Consider the following 14,714-nt stretch of genomic DNA (forward strand, 5'->3'; position numbering starts at 1 on the left):
GTTCCCCGGGCCGCGCATCGTCGTCGGCCTGAACGACCCGACTCGAGGAGACCCCCTTTGTTCTTCACCTACCTGCGGCGAGAAATCGGCAACCGCAAAAAACAGACGCTCATCATCGCGCTCGGCATGGCACTCGCCATCACCCTGGTCGTGATCGTCAACGGCTTCGCGGCCGGTGTCAAGACGGCCCAGACCACGGCCCTGTCGTCGGTCTACGGCGTCGGCACGGACATCACCGTCACCAAGACCGTCGCGGCGGGCACCGGGGGCGGCCAGAGGTTCGCGTTCGGCTCGGGCGGTGGCTCGACCTCGACCTCCGGCGGCACGAGCAAAACGAACCTCTCGAAGAACAACCTGTCGGCCACGATGGGCACCGCGACCTACGCGTCGAGCGAGCTGGCCACGGTGCAGAAGGTCAGCGGCGTGAAGGCGGCGACGGCGACTCTGAATTTGACGGACAGCAGCTTCTCGGGGTCGGTGCAGAGTGCGCCGTCGTCGGGCTCCGGTCCGTCTAGCTCGTCGGGCACTTCGACGTCGCAGGGGGCAGGATCCGCCCCCACCGGTTCGGGCAGCACCTCGAGCGGCAGCAGCACGAGCACCGGCCAGGGCCCGAGCTCGTTCAGCGTCGACTCCTTCACCGTGACGGGCATCTCGACCGCGAGCACCACCGTCGGCCCGATGAGCGCCACGACTCTGACCAGCGGCCGCTACCTGACCTCCGCCGACGACGGCAAAGACGTGGTGGTGCTCGACTCGACCTACGCCAAGACCAACAGCCTCACCCTCGGCAAGACCGTCACGATCGGCAGCACGAAGTTCACCGTCGTCGGGCTGGTGAAGTCGACCTCGTCGTCGTCGTCGACCGCCGCCGACAGCTACATCCCCCTCGACACGGCGCAGACGGTCTCCGGTCTGACCGGCAAGATCTCGACCATCGACGTCACTGCCACGTCGTCGAACGACGTCGCCGACGTCAAGAGCGGCATCGAGAAGGTCTTCTCCGGCGCGACCGTGAGCACCGAGGCCGATCTCGCGTCGACCATCTCCGGTTCGCTGTCGACCGTGTCGAACCTCGTCTCGAAGCTCGGCACGTGGCTGTCGCTGCTCGTCCTCGTGGCCGCGTTCGCCATCGCGATCCTGTTCACCATCTCGGGCGTCAGCCGCCGCACCCGCGAGTTCGGCACGCTGAAGGCCATCGGCTGGTCGAACGGCCGCATCGTGCGGCAGGTGGCGGGCGAGTCGCTCGTCAACGGGCTGATCGGAGGCGTGATCGGCGCTGTCGTCGGCGTGGTCGGCATCCTGGTCATCAACGTCATCGCGCCCACCCTCTCGGCGGGCACGGCGACGGCGAGCCGGTCGACCGGAGGCCCCGGCGGCGCTGGTGGCACTGGCGGCCCCGGCGGCGCGCTCTCGTCGGCAGCCTCCACCGCGTCGAGCATCGCCCTGCACATCCCGTTGACGGCCGGCATCATCCTGCTCGCCGTCGGCCTCGCGATCCTCGGCGGGCTCATCGCCGGGGCGTTCGGCGGGTGGCGCGCCTCTCGGCTCCGCCCCGCGGCCGCCCTGCGGAGCGTCGCGTGAGCCCCGTCTCGCCCGCCTCCCTTCAGGGCACCGCAGGATCCGACATCGACAGCAAGGAGCACCCTATGACCGACACGACGAACCTCGTCACTCCCCTCGAACCGGCACTGGCTCCCGTCACCGCGTACACGCTTCGCGGCGTCAGCAAGACGTACGAGCAGAATAAGCGCACCGTCACGGCCCTCGACGGCGTCGACCTGGTGATCCCGGCCGGCCAGATGGTCGCGATCCAGGGCCCGACCGGCGGCGGCAAGTCGACGCTGCTGCAGATGCTCGGCGCGCTCGACCGGCCCTCGGGTGGCTCGGTCACGCTCGGCGCGCACGACCTCTCGACGGCCGGCGACCGCGAGTTGGCTCGCATCCGCGGCGCCGAGATCGGCTTCGTCTTCCAGAGCTTCAACCTGATCCCGACACTGTCGGCGGCCGAGAACGTCGAGACGGCGTTCGCGACCTCCGAGCTGCCTCGCGACGAACGGCGCCGGCGGTCGTTCGCAGCCCTCGAATCGGTCGGGCTCGGCGAGCGGGGCGACCATCTGCCCGGCGAGCTGTCGGGCGGCCAGCAGCAGCGCGTCGCCATCGCCCGGGCGCTCGTCAAGGAGCCCTCCGTGCTGCTGGCCGACGAGCCGACGGGCGCCCTCGACGAGGCCACTCGCGACGAGGTCATGGCCCTGCTCGAGAGCGTCTGGCGCGACCGCGGCCTGACGCTCGTCATCGTCACGCACGACTCGGCTGTGGCTGCGCGCGCCGAGCGTCGCCTCCTGATCAAGAAGGGCACTGTGTCCGAGGCGCGCTAGGGATTCAGGCCGCCGGCCCGACCCTCTCGAAGCCGCAGGCATCTCGGTCGCTGCGCCTCGTGTTCATCTCAAGCCGCTGCCGAGTCTCAGCTGCGCATGCTGCAGTTGACGATCGACGGTCGTGACCAGGGCCAGGTCGGCGGGCGCGAAGACGTCGACGAGTTCGAGCTCGCCGCGACCGACGCCCATCCTCACGCCATAGCCGGAATGCGTCTTGACGATGTTGTACGCGACACTCGGCACGGGCTGTTCGCCCGTCGCACCATCGCAGAGAGCGACCAGAGACCGCGCCTCCAGCCCGACCGCCGACACAGCGACGACCAATTCTTCAAAAGTGTTTCTGGCCAAACTTACTTCCAGTCGTAATCGAATTTCCAGACCAGCGCAGAGACGGCATCATCGTTCAACTCCGGGAATTGTCGGTGCAAAGAAGATCGCACCTCTGCGTCAGCTGAGGCCCAGTCCTCGACGCCCCAATCGACTGGAACACGATTGAGAAAACCCACGATGGCTTCAGCACGCGAACGCGTTTCCGCATCAAAACTGCTCCCTTCCGACGGCCACGCTCCGGTGGGTGCTGCGGACCGACCTTTTCCCACATATTGGATGACCGCCTGACTTACGACGCTTAGCTGAGCCATGTCTAATCCCTACCTTTTCCAAATCTTTGCCATAAGGCCCGTCAGCGGATCTACAGTCGTGATGCTGGTGACTTCCGGATTGGCGATCAAAGCGGGAAATTCTATCCGTTCCCATGTGTGCCATGGCGCCGCCCGGCACCAGACATGACATGGACGCCACCCTTCGCGCCTTCTGCAATCCGTCGTGACGCGTCGTCCCAAACAGCCACTACAGATGGATCATTTTTATCGTAATCCGGCATGATTACGTGATGTATATTAGAGACCGTGCCTCCAGCCCGATCGCCGACACAGCGACCACAAGTTCTTGGAATGCCGTCATGGGAGCCTCATGACGCAACGAGCAATCAGTAGCGACTTCACCTTCCCCTCGCTGCCTGCTACTGGAGGGCTCGCACTCCGGGCTGACCGGGCACAGTATCGAGGCCACGCTGGTACTCCTCAAGGAACGCCTGAGGCAAGTGAAGACGGCACCAGCGATCGATTGTGTCCAGGCTTGCTGCCACGGACGTCGCATCAAGCGACATGGAGACGCCGCGGCCAAAAAACTCAGAGGTCGCCTGGTTCGAACCGACGAGGATCACGGCTCCGAAAGTGTTGTATTGCGGATCGATCCGGCACTGCAATTCGAAAGTCTCGTAGAGGACGCACGAAAGAACGCCCGTCGCCGAGTCAGCCGTCTGCCCGGTGGCCCGGAGACCGAAGTGCCCGAACACTAGGCGGTAGAGGTCTTTGAAGTCCATGAGTTCCTCGGTAGTTGAGTGCCGTCAAAGTCAGATTTTCTCCTTCTGTCCGCGTTGGCCGATAAATGATTCCCAAATGCCGCTATCGCCCTGTGCAAGGCAGTAGCAACCCTCGGCAAAGCCGCCGATGTTGTGGTCATCAGGGTCAACATGAGCACGATCGCGTCGAACCTTCAGGCGTTCGACGGTGTGCGATCAACCATCCCCTCCCTCACGACTAGAGGGGTATGCGTCTTCGCCACCGTTGGCTACGTACGTCGCCATCTGGTGAGCGACGATATCTTCCGCCTCGCGTGCTACTTCCTTTTCTTCGTCGGGAGACAACAGTTCAGGCGCGGCGTCAGAACGGATCGATCGCCACACATAGGCACAGGCACTGGCCTCGTCCGAAAAACGAAAGCCTTCGTAGGGCCCTTCGGCGAGCTCGCCACGACCAACGCCCATCCACACGCCATAACCGTTGTGGGTATGGACGATGTTGTAGGCGACACTTGCCAGGGGTTGTTCGCCCCTTGCACCATCCCAGAAAGCGACGAGAGACCGCGCCTCCAGTCCGATCGATGACACAGCGACGACCAAATCTTCGAAAGGGGTCATGGGGCCTCCCTGAGGTAACCAGCGTTCACGAGCGGCTTCATCTTGTTGGGGAAAAAATACTGCTTTCCAAGGCCCGATTGCTCGAAACCCGGGTCGATGGCACCTTCTCGCACGTAAGGCGGGAGGGGTTTGAGGACCTCGTACTCGGTCTGCACATAGTTCGGTGCCAGCCGGTCAGGCGGAAGAGACATAGCTTCAAAGGCCGTCCCCGGGTCTGTCGCGAAACTTCCGTCCCGCCCGACTGGGCTCAACCTCGTGATGCGGTCACCGACCTGCAACTGATTGGGGACGCTATCGCCGTTGAGGAACCCCTTCCACCCATCCGGCCACTTCCACTCGGCATAACCGTGCGAGTCAAAACCCTGAAAGTAAGTTTTGAACCATTTTTTCTCGCCGAGGTCACCATACGGCTTATAGCCCGCCGAACCTCGTGCTGCCGACCACGACTTGATGTCCGCCTTGAAATCACTGACCCGCGCGGTCTCGACGGCTTTCGCAGCGTCGCGAGCACCAAGCGCGGTCCCGGCGAGCCTGGCGCCGTCGGCGAGCACGCCGAAGGCAGCACCGCCGACGAAGCCCTGGACGGCGGCCGCGTTGATGTCGGTGCCGGGGTCGACGATCTCTTGCACGCCGACGTTGGTGAACGCCCCGCCGACGCCGGTCACGACGCTCTTGCCGGCGATGGTGACGACGCGGATGGTGATCTGCTCGCTGATGCCCGCGACTTTGGCGATGGAGCCGGCCGAGACCGCGATGTCGTCGACGACGCGGGCGACGTTCGTGCCGAGCTCGGCGATGAAGCCCAGGATGCGAGCGACCGCGGCCGCGATCTCTCCCCCGCCGGCGAGGGCCGCGGCGCCGTCCGACAGACCGGCCGTGAAGATCGTCAGACCGATTCCGACGGCCGCGGTCGCGGCGAGCTGCTCGACCAGGCTGTTCAGCACCTGCTCGGTCTGCTGGTGGACGTGGTCGATCTCGGTGGCGAGCTTGCCGCAGGCCGTCGCGAGGTTGCGCGCCTCGTCGGCAAGTTTGCCGGCGGCGGTGCCGATGCTCGTGATGGTCGAGTCGATGGTCGGCAGCTCGGGCGTGTGATTGCCGTCGAGGCCCGACTTGATGCGGGTGATGTCGCCCGACCGGATCGAGTCGAGGTCGTCGGCGAAGGAACCCCACGCGGATTTGGCCGCGTGAAGCTTGCCGGTGTCGCCGTCGGGCCACATCTCGCCGATGAAGTTCGCGACGTACTCGAACCCCGGGATCGACGACTTACGCGACCCGCCCGCCGACGACGGCGGAGGCGACGAGCAGATGGCCCCAGGCAGCGACGGCACCGAGTAGCCGGGCGCGTAGCCCGAGTGACCGGCGGAGAGCCAATCGGCCGTTGCGTAGTTCAGGCCGGTGACAGCAAGGCCTGCCGAGACTTGGCCGAGGACGGTCTCGAGCGAGTCGAGGCCCCGGACGGCGTCGGCGGCGACCTGGTCGTACTGCGCCGCCCACTTCAGCCCGGCGGGGTCGGAGCCGGCCATCTGCGTCGACCCCGAGAGGGCCGACCGCAGGCGAGAGCCGGCGGACGCTGCCGCACGCGCCGCAGACGACGCGCTCGACGACGAGGTGACGAAGTCCTCCGGCTCGACGTCGAGCAGCACGCCGGCCATCAGCCCCACACTCCCCGGGAGGCGTCGTGGCCCGCCGAGTAGTTGCTGCTCGACGTCGACGCCGCCCGGTGCATCACCTGGATGCCCTCGTTCATCGACGCCGCGCCCCGAGCCCACTCCGCATGGAGCGCGGCGAACTGCGAAGCGGCCTCGCCCGTCCACTCGGCCGAGACGGTGTTCTTGATCAGGTCGATCTGGGCGAGCAGGGTCTCGCAGAACTCGGCCATCTGGGCGAGAGTCACCACTGTCTGGTCGATCTCGGCGACCTCCGCGTGGAAGCGGGCCATCAGGATCCTGCCCTCTGTGAACCGCGGACAGCGGGCGTCGCCGAGACCACGGCCGATGATTGCGAGGCGCTCGTGACGTGCCCCTCGGTCTCGGCGTACTGCACCGACGCCTCGGCGAGGAGGGCGGCGATGCCGCTCAGCGCCTCGCTGACCTCGGCAGCCCCCTGGGCCCACTCACCCCAACCCTCGTGGAAGGTCGTCGACGCGGCCCCCGTCCACGGCCCGGAGACGAGGCCGGTGACGGTCTGCTCGCAGAGAGCACGCCTCCCGGCGAACTCCTCGACCATCGCCGCGACGCGCGACGAGGCCTGCTCGACGGCCTCGGACGAGACCCGCACATCGACCATGAGAGTGTGTTCTAGCTGCGGAACGCGTTGGTGACGTTCGCCTCCGACTCCGCGTAGTACGAAGCCGCCTTCGACAGCAGGTCGGCGATGCCGGCGAGCGATTCGTTGAGCTTGAGCCCGGCGGTGTTGAACTCGGTGTAGAGCTCGTTGAAGGCGCCCGAACCGGAGCCCTCCCACTCGCCGCCGAGGCTCTCGACGAGGCTGCGCAGGTGCGACAGGGTCGACTGCACGTCGCTCGAGCCCGACTGCAGCTGCGAAGCCGTCGTGGCGAGGCTCTCGGAAGAAACTTTGTACTGAGGCATGAGAATGCAACCCTTCGTCGGGCGTGCCGCGCGGAGGCTGGTTCCCCCGATGAGACGACCACGCACCCACGACCATACAAGCCATCGCGGCGTGTCACCAACTCCCGAATGGGGGACGAATGTAGGCACTTGTGCCCCATTTGTACAAACACATGCGATCGGTTCGGGGTACATCGCGGGTCCCCTCACCACTCTCGTTGGTGAGTGGCACATTCCCGCGGCATTCAGGCCGAAATGCCGCGAAAATGTGCCACTCACCGAGCGGAGACAGGTCAGGCGGCGGCGCGCAGCGAGACGGGGCGGCGGCGGAGCGCCGGGGTGAGGATGGCGGGGGTCTTGTAGGCCATGTCGAGCTGGCCGATGTCCGCACCGGGAGCGACGATGGCGTCGATGCGGTCGAGGATCTCGTCGGACAGCACCACGTCTGATCCCGCAAGGACGTCGTCGAGCTGCGCCATCGTGCGCGGCCCCATGATCGCCGACGTCACGCCAGGGTGCGCGATCACGAAGGCCATGGCCAGGTGGGTCATCGGGATACCGGTCTCGTCCGAGAGCGCGGCGACCTCTTCGACGGCGTCGATGCGGCGCTCGTCGGAGAAGTAGGTGAAGTACTTGGCCCGGTTGAGATCGGTCTCCTGACCCTTCCGGATGCGCCCCGTCAGCATGCCTCCCGCGAGCGGGCTCCAGACGAGCGTGCCCATGCCGTACCGCTCGGCGACGGGCAGGATCTCGTTCTCGATGCCCCGGTTGAGGATCGAGTAGGTCGGCTGCTCGGTGCGGAAGCGCTCGAGCCCGCGCCGCTCGGAGACCCACTGCGCCTCGACCATCTCTGAAGCCGGCATGGCCGATGAGCCGAACGCGCGGATCTTGCCGGCGTGGACGAGGTCGGACATCGCCGAGAGGGTCTCTTCGATGTCGGTCGAGGGGTCTGGGCGGTGGATCTGGTAGAGGTCGATGTAGTCGGTCTGGAGGCGGCGCAGAGAGTTCTCGACCTCCTGCACGATCCAGCGACGGGAGTTGCCCTGGTGGTTCGGGTCGTCGCTCATCGGCAGGTTCAGCTTCGTGGCGAGGACGACGTCGTCGCGGCGACCGACGAGCGCCTTGCCGACGATCTCTTCCGATTCGCCGTGCGAGTACATGTCTGCGGTGTCGACGAAGTTGATGCCGGCGTCGAGGGCCTTGTGGATGATTGCGATCGAGTCGTCTTGCGTGACGTTGCCGATCTGACCGAAGTTCATGGCGCCGAGGGCGTAAGGGCTGACCTTGATTCCGGTGCGGCCGAGGGTGCGGTACTGCATGAGGTGCTCTCCTTATGGCGCCGGGCTCGGTGCCGTACAGTGGGTGAAACGGGACATCGTCCCGGTGGTCTCGACCATATGGGACATTGTCCCGTTTAGCAACCCGATCGACGTCCGCAGCCCGATCGACCAGCAGAACAGGATCACCCCGTGGCACGTGCCGATGCAGAACGCAATCTCGACGCACTCCTGTCCGCGGCCAAGGAGGAGTTCGCGCTGAGCGGTGTCGACGTGAACGTCCGGGCGATCGCTGCTCGAGCCGGCGTCGGAACAGCCACGCTCTACCGTCATTTCCCGCTGCGGTCCGACCTCATCTCGGCCGTGTTCCGGCACGAGATCGATGCCTGCGCGGCCGAGGCTCCGACGATCATGGAGGCCTATCCGCCCGACCAGGCTCTGCGGGTCTGGCTGCAGCGGTACACCGAGTTCGTCGCGACGAAGCACGGTCTGGCGAACGCGCTGCACTCCGGTGATCCTGCCTACAACGCTCTGCCTGGCTATTTCGAGGGGAAGGTCGGGCCGGTGCTTCGCGACCTGCTCGCGAACGCCGCCCGGGCGGGCCTCGCCCGGACGGATGTCGACGCCATCGAAGTGCTCGGGTCGGTGGCCAACCTCTGCATCTACTCGCCGATCACGAAAGACGAGACGCGCCCGGGGCGGATGGTCGACGTCTTCGTGGACGGCCTGCTGACGCCCTCGAAGGTCTGACACGCCAGAGTCGACTCGCACGACGGGAGCCGACTCGCACGACGGGAGCCGACGCCGAAGCGCCGACTCCCGTCGTCCTGTCGTTTTGCGATCTACCGCGTCAGCGTCATCGCGTAGATGTTCACGGCGCTGTCTCGAGCCCAGTCGAGGCCGCCCGAGCCCGGTGCGACCCAGGCGGGCACCGACGGCGTCGCCAGCGACAGCGACCGGACGGTCTTGCCCGGCTGAAGCGGCACGGTGGTCTCGTAGAGCGAGGCCCCCGTCGTCGTCTTGCCGGCACCCGCCTTCAGCTGGTACGGCGTCGTGACGACCGCCGTGTTGCCGAAGTCAGGGGCGGCGTTCGCCCACCCGGTCAGCTCGAGCGGCACGGTGGCCGTGCTGCCGTCGCTGTAGGTGACGACGGCGGTAGCCGAGGCGGCACCCGTGCTGCCGTTGTCCGACGCCCCGACGATGTGCAGGCTGCTGTAGCGTCCGCTGGGAAGAGCCACCGCCTGCCCCGTCGACTTGACGAAGTTCGGCTGGGTGCCCGCCGTAGGCGGCGCCTGGTAGGTCACTCCCCCGAGCGAGACCGGGCCGGGCGCCGGCAGCAGGTCGGCCGCGTAGCTGAGGCCGGTCCCGTCGAAGTCGCCCTGAGCCGGGTCTGCGAGCGTCGCCGTCCCGTCGTTGTTATAAAAGTGGCTCAGGTCGACGGCGCACGAGCTGCTCGACTGGATGGCGCAGTCGGCTCCCGCAGACACGACGACCGTCGCCTCTTTGCGGACCGACGCGGCCCCGGCCATCCTGGCTGTGACGGCGATCGAGTACGTGCCCGGTTTTGTGCCCGCCGGGGCGGTGACCGTCATCGGCACTTCGACCTGCTGCGGCAGGCTGTTCGAACGCAGCGTCACGTTCGTGCGACTCGGCGTCACCGACCAGCCCCGCGGCGCCGTGGCGCTCACCGCCACACGGGCAGTCCGTGGAGACGTCGCGTTGAGGCTCAGCGCGATCTTCTGCGTCGACGAGGCCTGCGCGGTCGGCTCGACCGTGCTCTGCGTCGGCGAGAGCGACGCGCTCACCTGGTTCTGCGTGCTCGAGACCGTGTCGATCGACGGCGGGGCGTCTTTCGCATTCGTGGCCCAGCGCGTCGGAGCCGTGCTGAGCGTGTACGCGATGCTGCCGCCGTGGGCGATGTCGGCCTGTGACACCCAGGCCTTGTCGGACGATCGCCCGTTCACCGTCGCCGTGGCGACGTACCGGTTGCTCATGCTGGTGCCGGGGGCCGATATCTTCAGCGTCCCGCCCTGCGTGCGACCGTAGGCGCCGACCTGCACCTGGGCGGCCGGGAACAGCGGCGTGGTGAGGACGTCGAAGTTGCCGCCTGCCGTGGTCGGGTAGAGCCCGAGGGCGCTCATCACGTACCAGGCCGACATCTCGCCCATGTCGTCGTTGCCGGGGATGCCGCCGGGGGTGTTCGTGTACAGCGTCTCCTGGGCGTGCACCACGGTCGACGTGTTGCCCGGCTGACCGGCCCACGCGTAGATGTACGGCGCGACCAGGTTCGGCTCGTTGTTCGGGTTGTAGTAGTTCGACGAGTAGTAGGTCAGCGGGTCGCTCACCCAGGTGTTCTTCGCGGTGCCGTTCGGGTCGGTGAGCAGGCCGCTGTAGTCGAAGAAGGTGTTGAGCTTCGACGTCGTGGCGCTCGCACCGCCGAGCATCCCGACCAGGCCGGCAGGATCCTGAGGCACCAGCCACTGGTACTGGCTCGCGTTCTGCTCGTGGAAGGCGTGGTCGCTCGTGACCGGGTCGTACGGAGACAACCAGGTGCCGTCCTGCGTGCGCGGCCGGAACTGCCCGATCTGGGAGTCGTAGACGTTGCGGTACGACTGGCCGCGCTGGGCGAACATCTTGGCGTCGGCGGTGTGGCCGAGACCCTTCGCCATCAGCGAGAGTGACGCGTCGGCGAGTGCGTAGTCGAGTGTCGCGGAGGTGCCGTAGTAGCAGTCGTTGTCGTTGCTCTTGGTCGGGCAGCAGGTGCCGCTCGTCCCGTTGCTCGGGCAGTCGGCGTTCGTCGAGATGTTGACGCCGTAGGGGATGTAGCCGCGCGAGGCATAGTAGGCGACACCCGCCCGCCCGTTCTCCCGCACGTTCGCCGGAGGGACGCTGGTGGCATTGGCGCGGAGGTATTTGTAGGCCTCTTGAGCGTCGGCTCCTGTCAACAGCCCCTTCGACCACCCCTCGACGAGGAAGGGAGTGATCGGGTCACCCGTCATGATGTTGCCCTCCTGGTCTTCGAGGTACCAGCGCGGCAGGGCACCGCCCTCCCGGGCGATGGCGATCAGCGAGAGGTCGATGTCGTGTGCCACCTTCGGCACCAGGGTCTCGAGCAGCTGGTTCTGGGTTCGATAGGTGTCCCAGAGCGAGAAGTTGCTATAGGGCGTATACCCCTCGGCGGTGTGGATCTTCTTGTCGGCCCCGACGTACTGGCCGTCGACATCGCCGATCTCATTGGGGTCGAGCATCGAGTGGTACAGCGCCGTGTAGTAGGCGACCTGCTGGTCGTGCGTGCCACCGGCGACGGCGGCCTTGTGCAGCATCGTGTTCCACTCGGCCTTGAGCGCCGCGTGCGCCGCGTCGAAGTCGAACCCGAGGTGCGAGGTCTCGGCGGCCAGGTTCTTCTGAGCCCCGGCCAGACCGGTGAACGACAGCGCCACCTTGGCGACGATCGGCGAGTCGTCCTTCGTGGTGTCGAACGACGCCCAGGCGCCGTTGGCCCCGGTCGCGGAGGATTCGCGCGATCCTGCCGTCTTCGTCGTGCCCTTCCACGTGCCGAACGACGTGAACGGGCGGCTCAGCTCGGCGACGAAGTACGTCTTCTTGCCGTCGTCGACCCAGCCCTGGACGGTGTTCTTGCCGACGACCTGGATCGACGAGCTCGTCACCCCGGCGCCCGCATTGAACATGACGTTCGCCTGTGAGGTGCGCGGGAAGGTGTACTGCTGCCACCCCGTGCGGTCGGTCGCCGTGAGCCCGACCTTCACGCCGTACTTGTCGAGGGTCGATTGGTAGTAGTCGGGAGACGTTGTCTCGGTGCTGTGGCTGAACGTCGAGGCGTACTGCGACGAGTCGGTGGAGGTCACCGCACCCGTCGTCGGCATCAACGGCAGGTAGTTGAACCGGCAGCCGTTGATGGTGGTCTGGCTGAAGCCGGTGACGGTCGTCGCGGCCTGCGAGTCGCAGCCGGTGCCCGAGCCGCTCTCCATCAGCGGGCTCTCCTGCACCATGCCGAACGGCGCGCCCGCGGCCGGGAAGTCGAGGCCCTGGTTCTCGGTGCCGATGAACGGATTGACGAGGCCCGTGAGGTCGGTCTTCGCGCCCGGCACGGTCGACGTCGCGGTGGTCGCCGGGGTCGCGCTCGCGCTCGTGGCGAAGCCGGTGCCCGAGACCCCGGCGACGGCCGCGAGGGCCACCGAGAGCATGGCGAGTGGAATGACGCGGCGACCGCGGCGGCGAGTGATCGCGCCGCCGGAAGCCGTGAGTGGTGCTGCAGACGAGCGCATGGCCGTCCTTTCCCCATCGATTGACAGCGTTGTCGGATAGCAACACTAGACGGTGGGGTCCTCCCCCACAACGGGGGCCACTCGGCGAGTCAGAAGTCGACGAGCACGATCTCCGCCGTGACCCGGACGCCGAGCTCGAGCCCCTCGGCGTCGCGGACGGCGCGCTTGACGGGCAGCACGTAGGCGCCCTGATCGCCGGCGGGGAAGATCGACGTGCGGAAGCTCGTCTGCCCGACGCGCGCATCGACGCGGATCGAGCCCCAGCCGTTGGTCATGTCGCCGACCATGGCCACGATCTGGTCGTCGGCCTCGGGCGAGAGCGTCACGAAGGTCCACAGTTCGCGGCGCGCCGCCCAGCGCCAGAGCTCGTTCGTGAACGTGAACCGCATGCCTCGAGTCTACGAAGGGGGCGTCAGCAGCCGAGCGGCGTTCGTCGCCGCGAGCTCGCGCCACGACGAGGCGCCCGCGGGCGCTGGCGCGGCGTCGATCGAGGCGAGCTGCGCGTCGACGCCGGCCGGCGGGGTCCAGCACGAGTCGCTGCCGTACAGGATGCGATCGGTGCCGACGAGCGACGTCAGTGTCGGCATCGCGCGCGGGAAGGGTGTGCCTGCCGTATCGAACCACAGCGCCTCGAACTGCTCGGTGAACCGCAGGCTCGCCGGGTCCTCCCCCACGAGCAGGGGCAGGAGCGTGCTGACCCGATCGGCCAGGACGCCGAGGGTGGCGCCTGAGTGCGGCACGATCACCCGCATGCCGGGGTGCCGGTCGACGACCTTCGCCCGCAGCATGTCCACCACGGTGCGGGTGGACTCGAACATGAACTCCACGAGCGGCCGAGGCAGCCCGAGAGCGGTCGACTCCCACATCACCGGCGACGTCGGGTGGATGAACAGGATGCCACGGCGCCGGTCGAGCTCGGCCCAGAGCGGCTCGAGTGCAAAGTCACCCAGATACTGCCCGTGCGCGTTCGACTCGACGGTGATGCCGACGGCACCGGCATCCATCGCCCGCGTGAGCTCGCGGACGGCGGCATCGACGTCGGGGAGGGTGACCGACGCGAAGAAGTCGAACCGGTCGGGATGGTCGCGCACGAAGCCGAGCGCCGTGTCGTTGACGTGCTCGGCGAGGGCGACGGCCTCGGCATCCTGACCCGTCGCGAAATGCACGCCCGGCGACGACACCGAGAGCACGGCGCGGGCGATGCCGCGGCGGTCCATCGAGGCGAGCTGGTCGGCGATGTCGAACGAAGGCCAGCCCGGCATGCCGTCGGGGCTGACCAACCCGGCGGCCTTCGCGGCGGCGACGTAGTGGTCGGTGACGAAGTGGGCGTGGACGTCGACGAGCGGAGTTGTCATGCCTGCGACGCTAGGTCGGCAGCCGGCGGAGGGGGCACCGACTTCCACTCAGCGGTAGCCGCCGAACGGTCTATCGGGTCGTGCGGCGCGGCGCGAGAGCGGCCGAGATGGCGCGGGCCGACAGTCGCACCGCGGGGACGAGGGCGCCGAGCACCCGCTCGTCGGCGGGAGCCACGACCGAGACCGCGGCGACGGCCTCCCGCTGCTGGGCGAAGACCGGCGCGGCGACCGTGCCCATGCCGTCGGCGGTCGAGGTCGCGACCATCAGCGAGCCTTCGAGCCGGATCGCTGCCAGCCTGTGGCGGAGCTCGTCGCCGCTGGTGAACGCCACCTGGGCTGAGACGGCGGTCGAGGTGCCGATGCGAGCGATCATGGCATCCTGCAGCTCGCTCGGAGCGTGCGCGAGCAGCACGAGCCCCGCGCCGGTGCCACTCAGTGGCAGCCGCCCGCCGATGCGGTAGGAGACGGGGCCGGCGCCGCGAGCGGACAGGCGCTCGATCAGCACGGCCTCGTCGTCTTCGCGCACCGTGAACAGCACGTGCTCGTCGGTGACGGCGTGGAGATCCTGCAGGAAGGGCATCGCGATGCGTCTCAGCCCCTGGCTGCGCGGGCCGAGGGCGGCGATCTCGAAGAGCCGGAGGCCGACCACGTAGAGCCCGTCGTCGCGGCGCTCGAGGGCGCCGACATCGACGAGCGAGCGGATGATGCGGAGGGCCGAATTGATCGGCAGGCCCGTGCGGCGGGTGATGGCCGTCAACGAGAGAGCCAGGTGTCGCTCGTCGAAAGCGCTGAGCACCGAGAACGCACGATCGACGACACCGGAGCGGGCCATTCCGTCGGTCGGGGCCTGCGGCTCGCTCATGGTCGCCGAGT

At 67.4% G+C, this 14,714-nt stretch carries 16 protein-coding genes; 3 read left to right on the forward strand and 13 right to left on the reverse strand.

What is annotated here, in order from left to right; all coding sequences use genetic code 11:
- Nucleotides 1–57 precede the first annotated feature (57 nt).
- Both AX769_RS16870 and AX769_RS16875 read left to right on the forward strand, forming a co-directional pair.
- Nucleotides 58–1,581: an ABC transporter permease gene (locus AX769_RS16870; protein ID WP_066281712.1), complete on the forward strand. Its 1,524-nt coding sequence runs from the start codon at nt 58–60 to the stop codon at nt 1,579–1,581.
- 65 nt (nt 1,582–1,646) lie between these two features.
- Nucleotides 1,647–2,375: an ABC transporter ATP-binding protein gene (locus AX769_RS16875; RefSeq protein ID WP_066283894.1), complete on the forward strand. Its 729-nt coding sequence runs from the start codon at nt 1,647–1,649 to the stop codon at nt 2,373–2,375.
- A gap of 63 nt (nt 2,376–2,438) precedes the next feature.
- Here the strand turns inward: AX769_RS16875 and AX769_RS16880 are convergent, their stop codons facing one another.
- From AX769_RS16880 to AX769_RS16915, 9 genes are all read right to left on the reverse strand, one after another.
- Nucleotides 2,439–2,699, reverse strand: a complete 261-nt coding sequence (locus tag AX769_RS16880; protein ID WP_066281715.1) for a hypothetical protein — start codon at nt 2,697–2,699, stop codon at nt 2,439–2,441.
- Between the two features lie 26 nt (nt 2,700–2,725).
- Nucleotides 2,726–3,016: a hypothetical protein gene (locus AX769_RS24200; protein WP_157887694.1), complete on the reverse strand. Its 291-nt coding sequence runs from the start codon at nt 3,014–3,016 to the stop codon at nt 2,726–2,728.
- A gap of 380 nt (nt 3,017–3,396) precedes the next feature.
- Nucleotides 3,397–3,759: a hypothetical protein gene (locus AX769_RS16885; protein ID WP_066281720.1), complete on the reverse strand. Its 363-nt coding sequence runs from the start codon at nt 3,757–3,759 to the stop codon at nt 3,397–3,399.
- 195 nt (nt 3,760–3,954) lie between these two features.
- A complete protein-coding gene (locus tag AX769_RS24205; protein WP_157887695.1) occupies nt 3,955–4,356 on the reverse strand; it encodes a hypothetical protein in 402 nt (133 codons plus the stop codon).
- On the reverse strand, nt 4,353–6,008 hold the full coding sequence (locus AX769_RS16895; protein ID WP_157887696.1) for a TNT domain-containing protein: 1,656 nt from the start codon (nt 6,006–6,008) through the stop codon (nt 4,353–4,355). Before AX769_RS16895 ends, AX769_RS24205 begins: the two co-directional genes overlap by 4 nt.
- Entirely contained in the window at nt 6,008–6,295 is a 288-nt protein-coding gene (locus AX769_RS16900; RefSeq protein WP_066281728.1) for a WXG100 family type VII secretion target, read from the reverse strand. The genes AX769_RS16895 and AX769_RS16900 overlap by 1 nt, the downstream gene beginning before the upstream one ends.
- Nucleotides 6,295–6,642, reverse strand: a complete 348-nt coding sequence (locus tag AX769_RS16905; protein WP_066281730.1) for a WXG100 family type VII secretion target — start codon at nt 6,640–6,642, stop codon at nt 6,295–6,297. Before AX769_RS16905 ends, AX769_RS16900 begins: the two co-directional genes overlap by 1 nt.
- Before the next feature lie 11 nt (nt 6,643–6,653).
- Nucleotides 6,654–6,944: a WXG100 family type VII secretion target gene (locus AX769_RS24210; protein ID WP_066281733.1), complete on the reverse strand. Its 291-nt coding sequence runs from the start codon at nt 6,942–6,944 to the stop codon at nt 6,654–6,656.
- A 272-nt stretch (nt 6,945–7,216) separates the two neighbouring features.
- Nucleotides 7,217–8,242 (reverse strand): aldo/keto reductase, encoded by a 1,026-nt coding sequence (locus AX769_RS16915; RefSeq protein WP_066281736.1) that lies wholly within the window; start codon nt 8,240–8,242, stop codon nt 7,217–7,219.
- 150 nt (nt 8,243–8,392) lie between these two features.
- On the opposite strand from AX769_RS16915, the gene AX769_RS16920 reads away from it, so the two are divergent.
- The gene (locus AX769_RS16920; protein WP_066281738.1) at nt 8,393–8,950 is read left to right on the forward strand and encodes a TetR/AcrR family transcriptional regulator; all 558 of its coding nucleotides are present in this window, start codon (nt 8,393–8,395) and stop codon (nt 8,948–8,950) included.
- 92 nt (nt 8,951–9,042) lie between these two features.
- Here AX769_RS16920 and AX769_RS16925 read toward each other — a convergent pair whose 3' ends face one another.
- The 4 genes from AX769_RS16925 to AX769_RS16940 form a co-directional block, all read right to left on the reverse strand.
- Entirely contained in the window at nt 9,043–12,486 is a 3,444-nt protein-coding gene (locus AX769_RS16925; RefSeq protein WP_066281739.1) for a GH92 family glycosyl hydrolase, read from the reverse strand.
- A gap of 89 nt (nt 12,487–12,575) precedes the next feature.
- On the reverse strand, nt 12,576–12,875 hold the full coding sequence (locus tag AX769_RS16930; protein ID WP_066281741.1) for a DUF1905 domain-containing protein: 300 nt from the start codon (nt 12,873–12,875) through the stop codon (nt 12,576–12,578).
- A 9-nt stretch (nt 12,876–12,884) separates the two neighbouring features.
- A complete protein-coding gene (locus AX769_RS16935) occupies nt 12,885–13,841 on the reverse strand; it encodes an amidohydrolase family protein (RefSeq protein ID WP_066281743.1) in 957 nt (318 codons plus the stop codon).
- Nucleotides 13,842–13,911: 70 nt separating this feature from the next.
- Nucleotides 13,912–14,703 carry an IclR family transcriptional regulator gene (locus tag AX769_RS16940; protein WP_066281746.1) on the reverse strand — a complete coding sequence of 264 codons (792 nt, stop codon included), beginning with the start codon at nt 14,701–14,703 and terminating at the stop codon, nt 13,912–13,914.
- Nucleotides 14,704–14,714 lie beyond the last annotated feature (11 nt).

Source organism: Frondihabitans sp. PAMC 28766 (assembly GCF_001577365.1).
Taxonomy (GTDB): domain Bacteria; phylum Actinomycetota; class Actinomycetes; order Actinomycetales; family Microbacteriaceae; genus Frondihabitans.

Coding starts and splice junctions, on each gene's coding strand:
- AX769_RS16905 (WP_066281730.1), bottom strand. CDS start 6,642: ATGGTCGATGTGCGGGTCTCGTCCGAGGCCGTCGAGCAGGCCTCGTCG.
- AX769_RS16895 (WP_157887696.1), bottom strand. CDS start 6,008: ATGGCCGGCGTGCTGCTCGACGTCGAGCCGGAGGACTTCGTCACCTCG.
- AX769_RS24210 (WP_066281733.1), bottom strand. CDS start 6,944: ATGCCTCAGTACAAAGTTTCTTCCGAGAGCCTCGCCACGACGGCTTCG.
- AX769_RS16885 (WP_066281720.1), bottom strand. CDS start 3,759: ATGGACTTCAAAGACCTCTACCGCCTAGTGTTCGGGCACTTCGGTCTC.
- AX769_RS24200 (WP_157887694.1), bottom strand. CDS start 3,016: ATGGCTCAGCTAAGCGTCGTAAGTCAGGCGGTCATCCAATATGTGGGA.
- AX769_RS16930 (WP_066281741.1), bottom strand. CDS start 12,875: ATGCGGTTCACGTTCACGAACGAGCTCTGGCGCTGGGCGGCGCGCCGC.
- AX769_RS16940 (WP_066281746.1), bottom strand. CDS start 14,703: ATGAGCGAGCCGCAGGCCCCGACCGACGGAATGGCCCGCTCCGGTGTC.
- AX769_RS16935 (WP_066281743.1), bottom strand. CDS start 13,841: ATGACAACTCCGCTCGTCGACGTCCACGCCCACTTCGTCACCGACCAC.
- AX769_RS16900 (WP_066281728.1), bottom strand. CDS start 6,295: ATGGCCCGCTTCCACGCGGAGGTCGCCGAGATCGACCAGACAGTGGTG.
- AX769_RS16875 (WP_066283894.1), top strand. CDS start 1,647: ATGACCGACACGACGAACCTCGTCACTCCCCTCGAACCGGCACTGGCT.
- AX769_RS16915 (WP_066281736.1), bottom strand. CDS start 8,242: ATGCAGTACCGCACCCTCGGCCGCACCGGAATCAAGGTCAGCCCTTAC.
- AX769_RS16925 (WP_066281739.1), bottom strand. CDS start 12,486: ATGCGCTCGTCTGCAGCACCACTCACGGCTTCCGGCGGCGCGATCACT.
- AX769_RS24205 (WP_157887695.1), bottom strand. CDS start 4,356: ATGACCCCTTTCGAAGATTTGGTCGTCGCTGTGTCATCGATCGGACTG.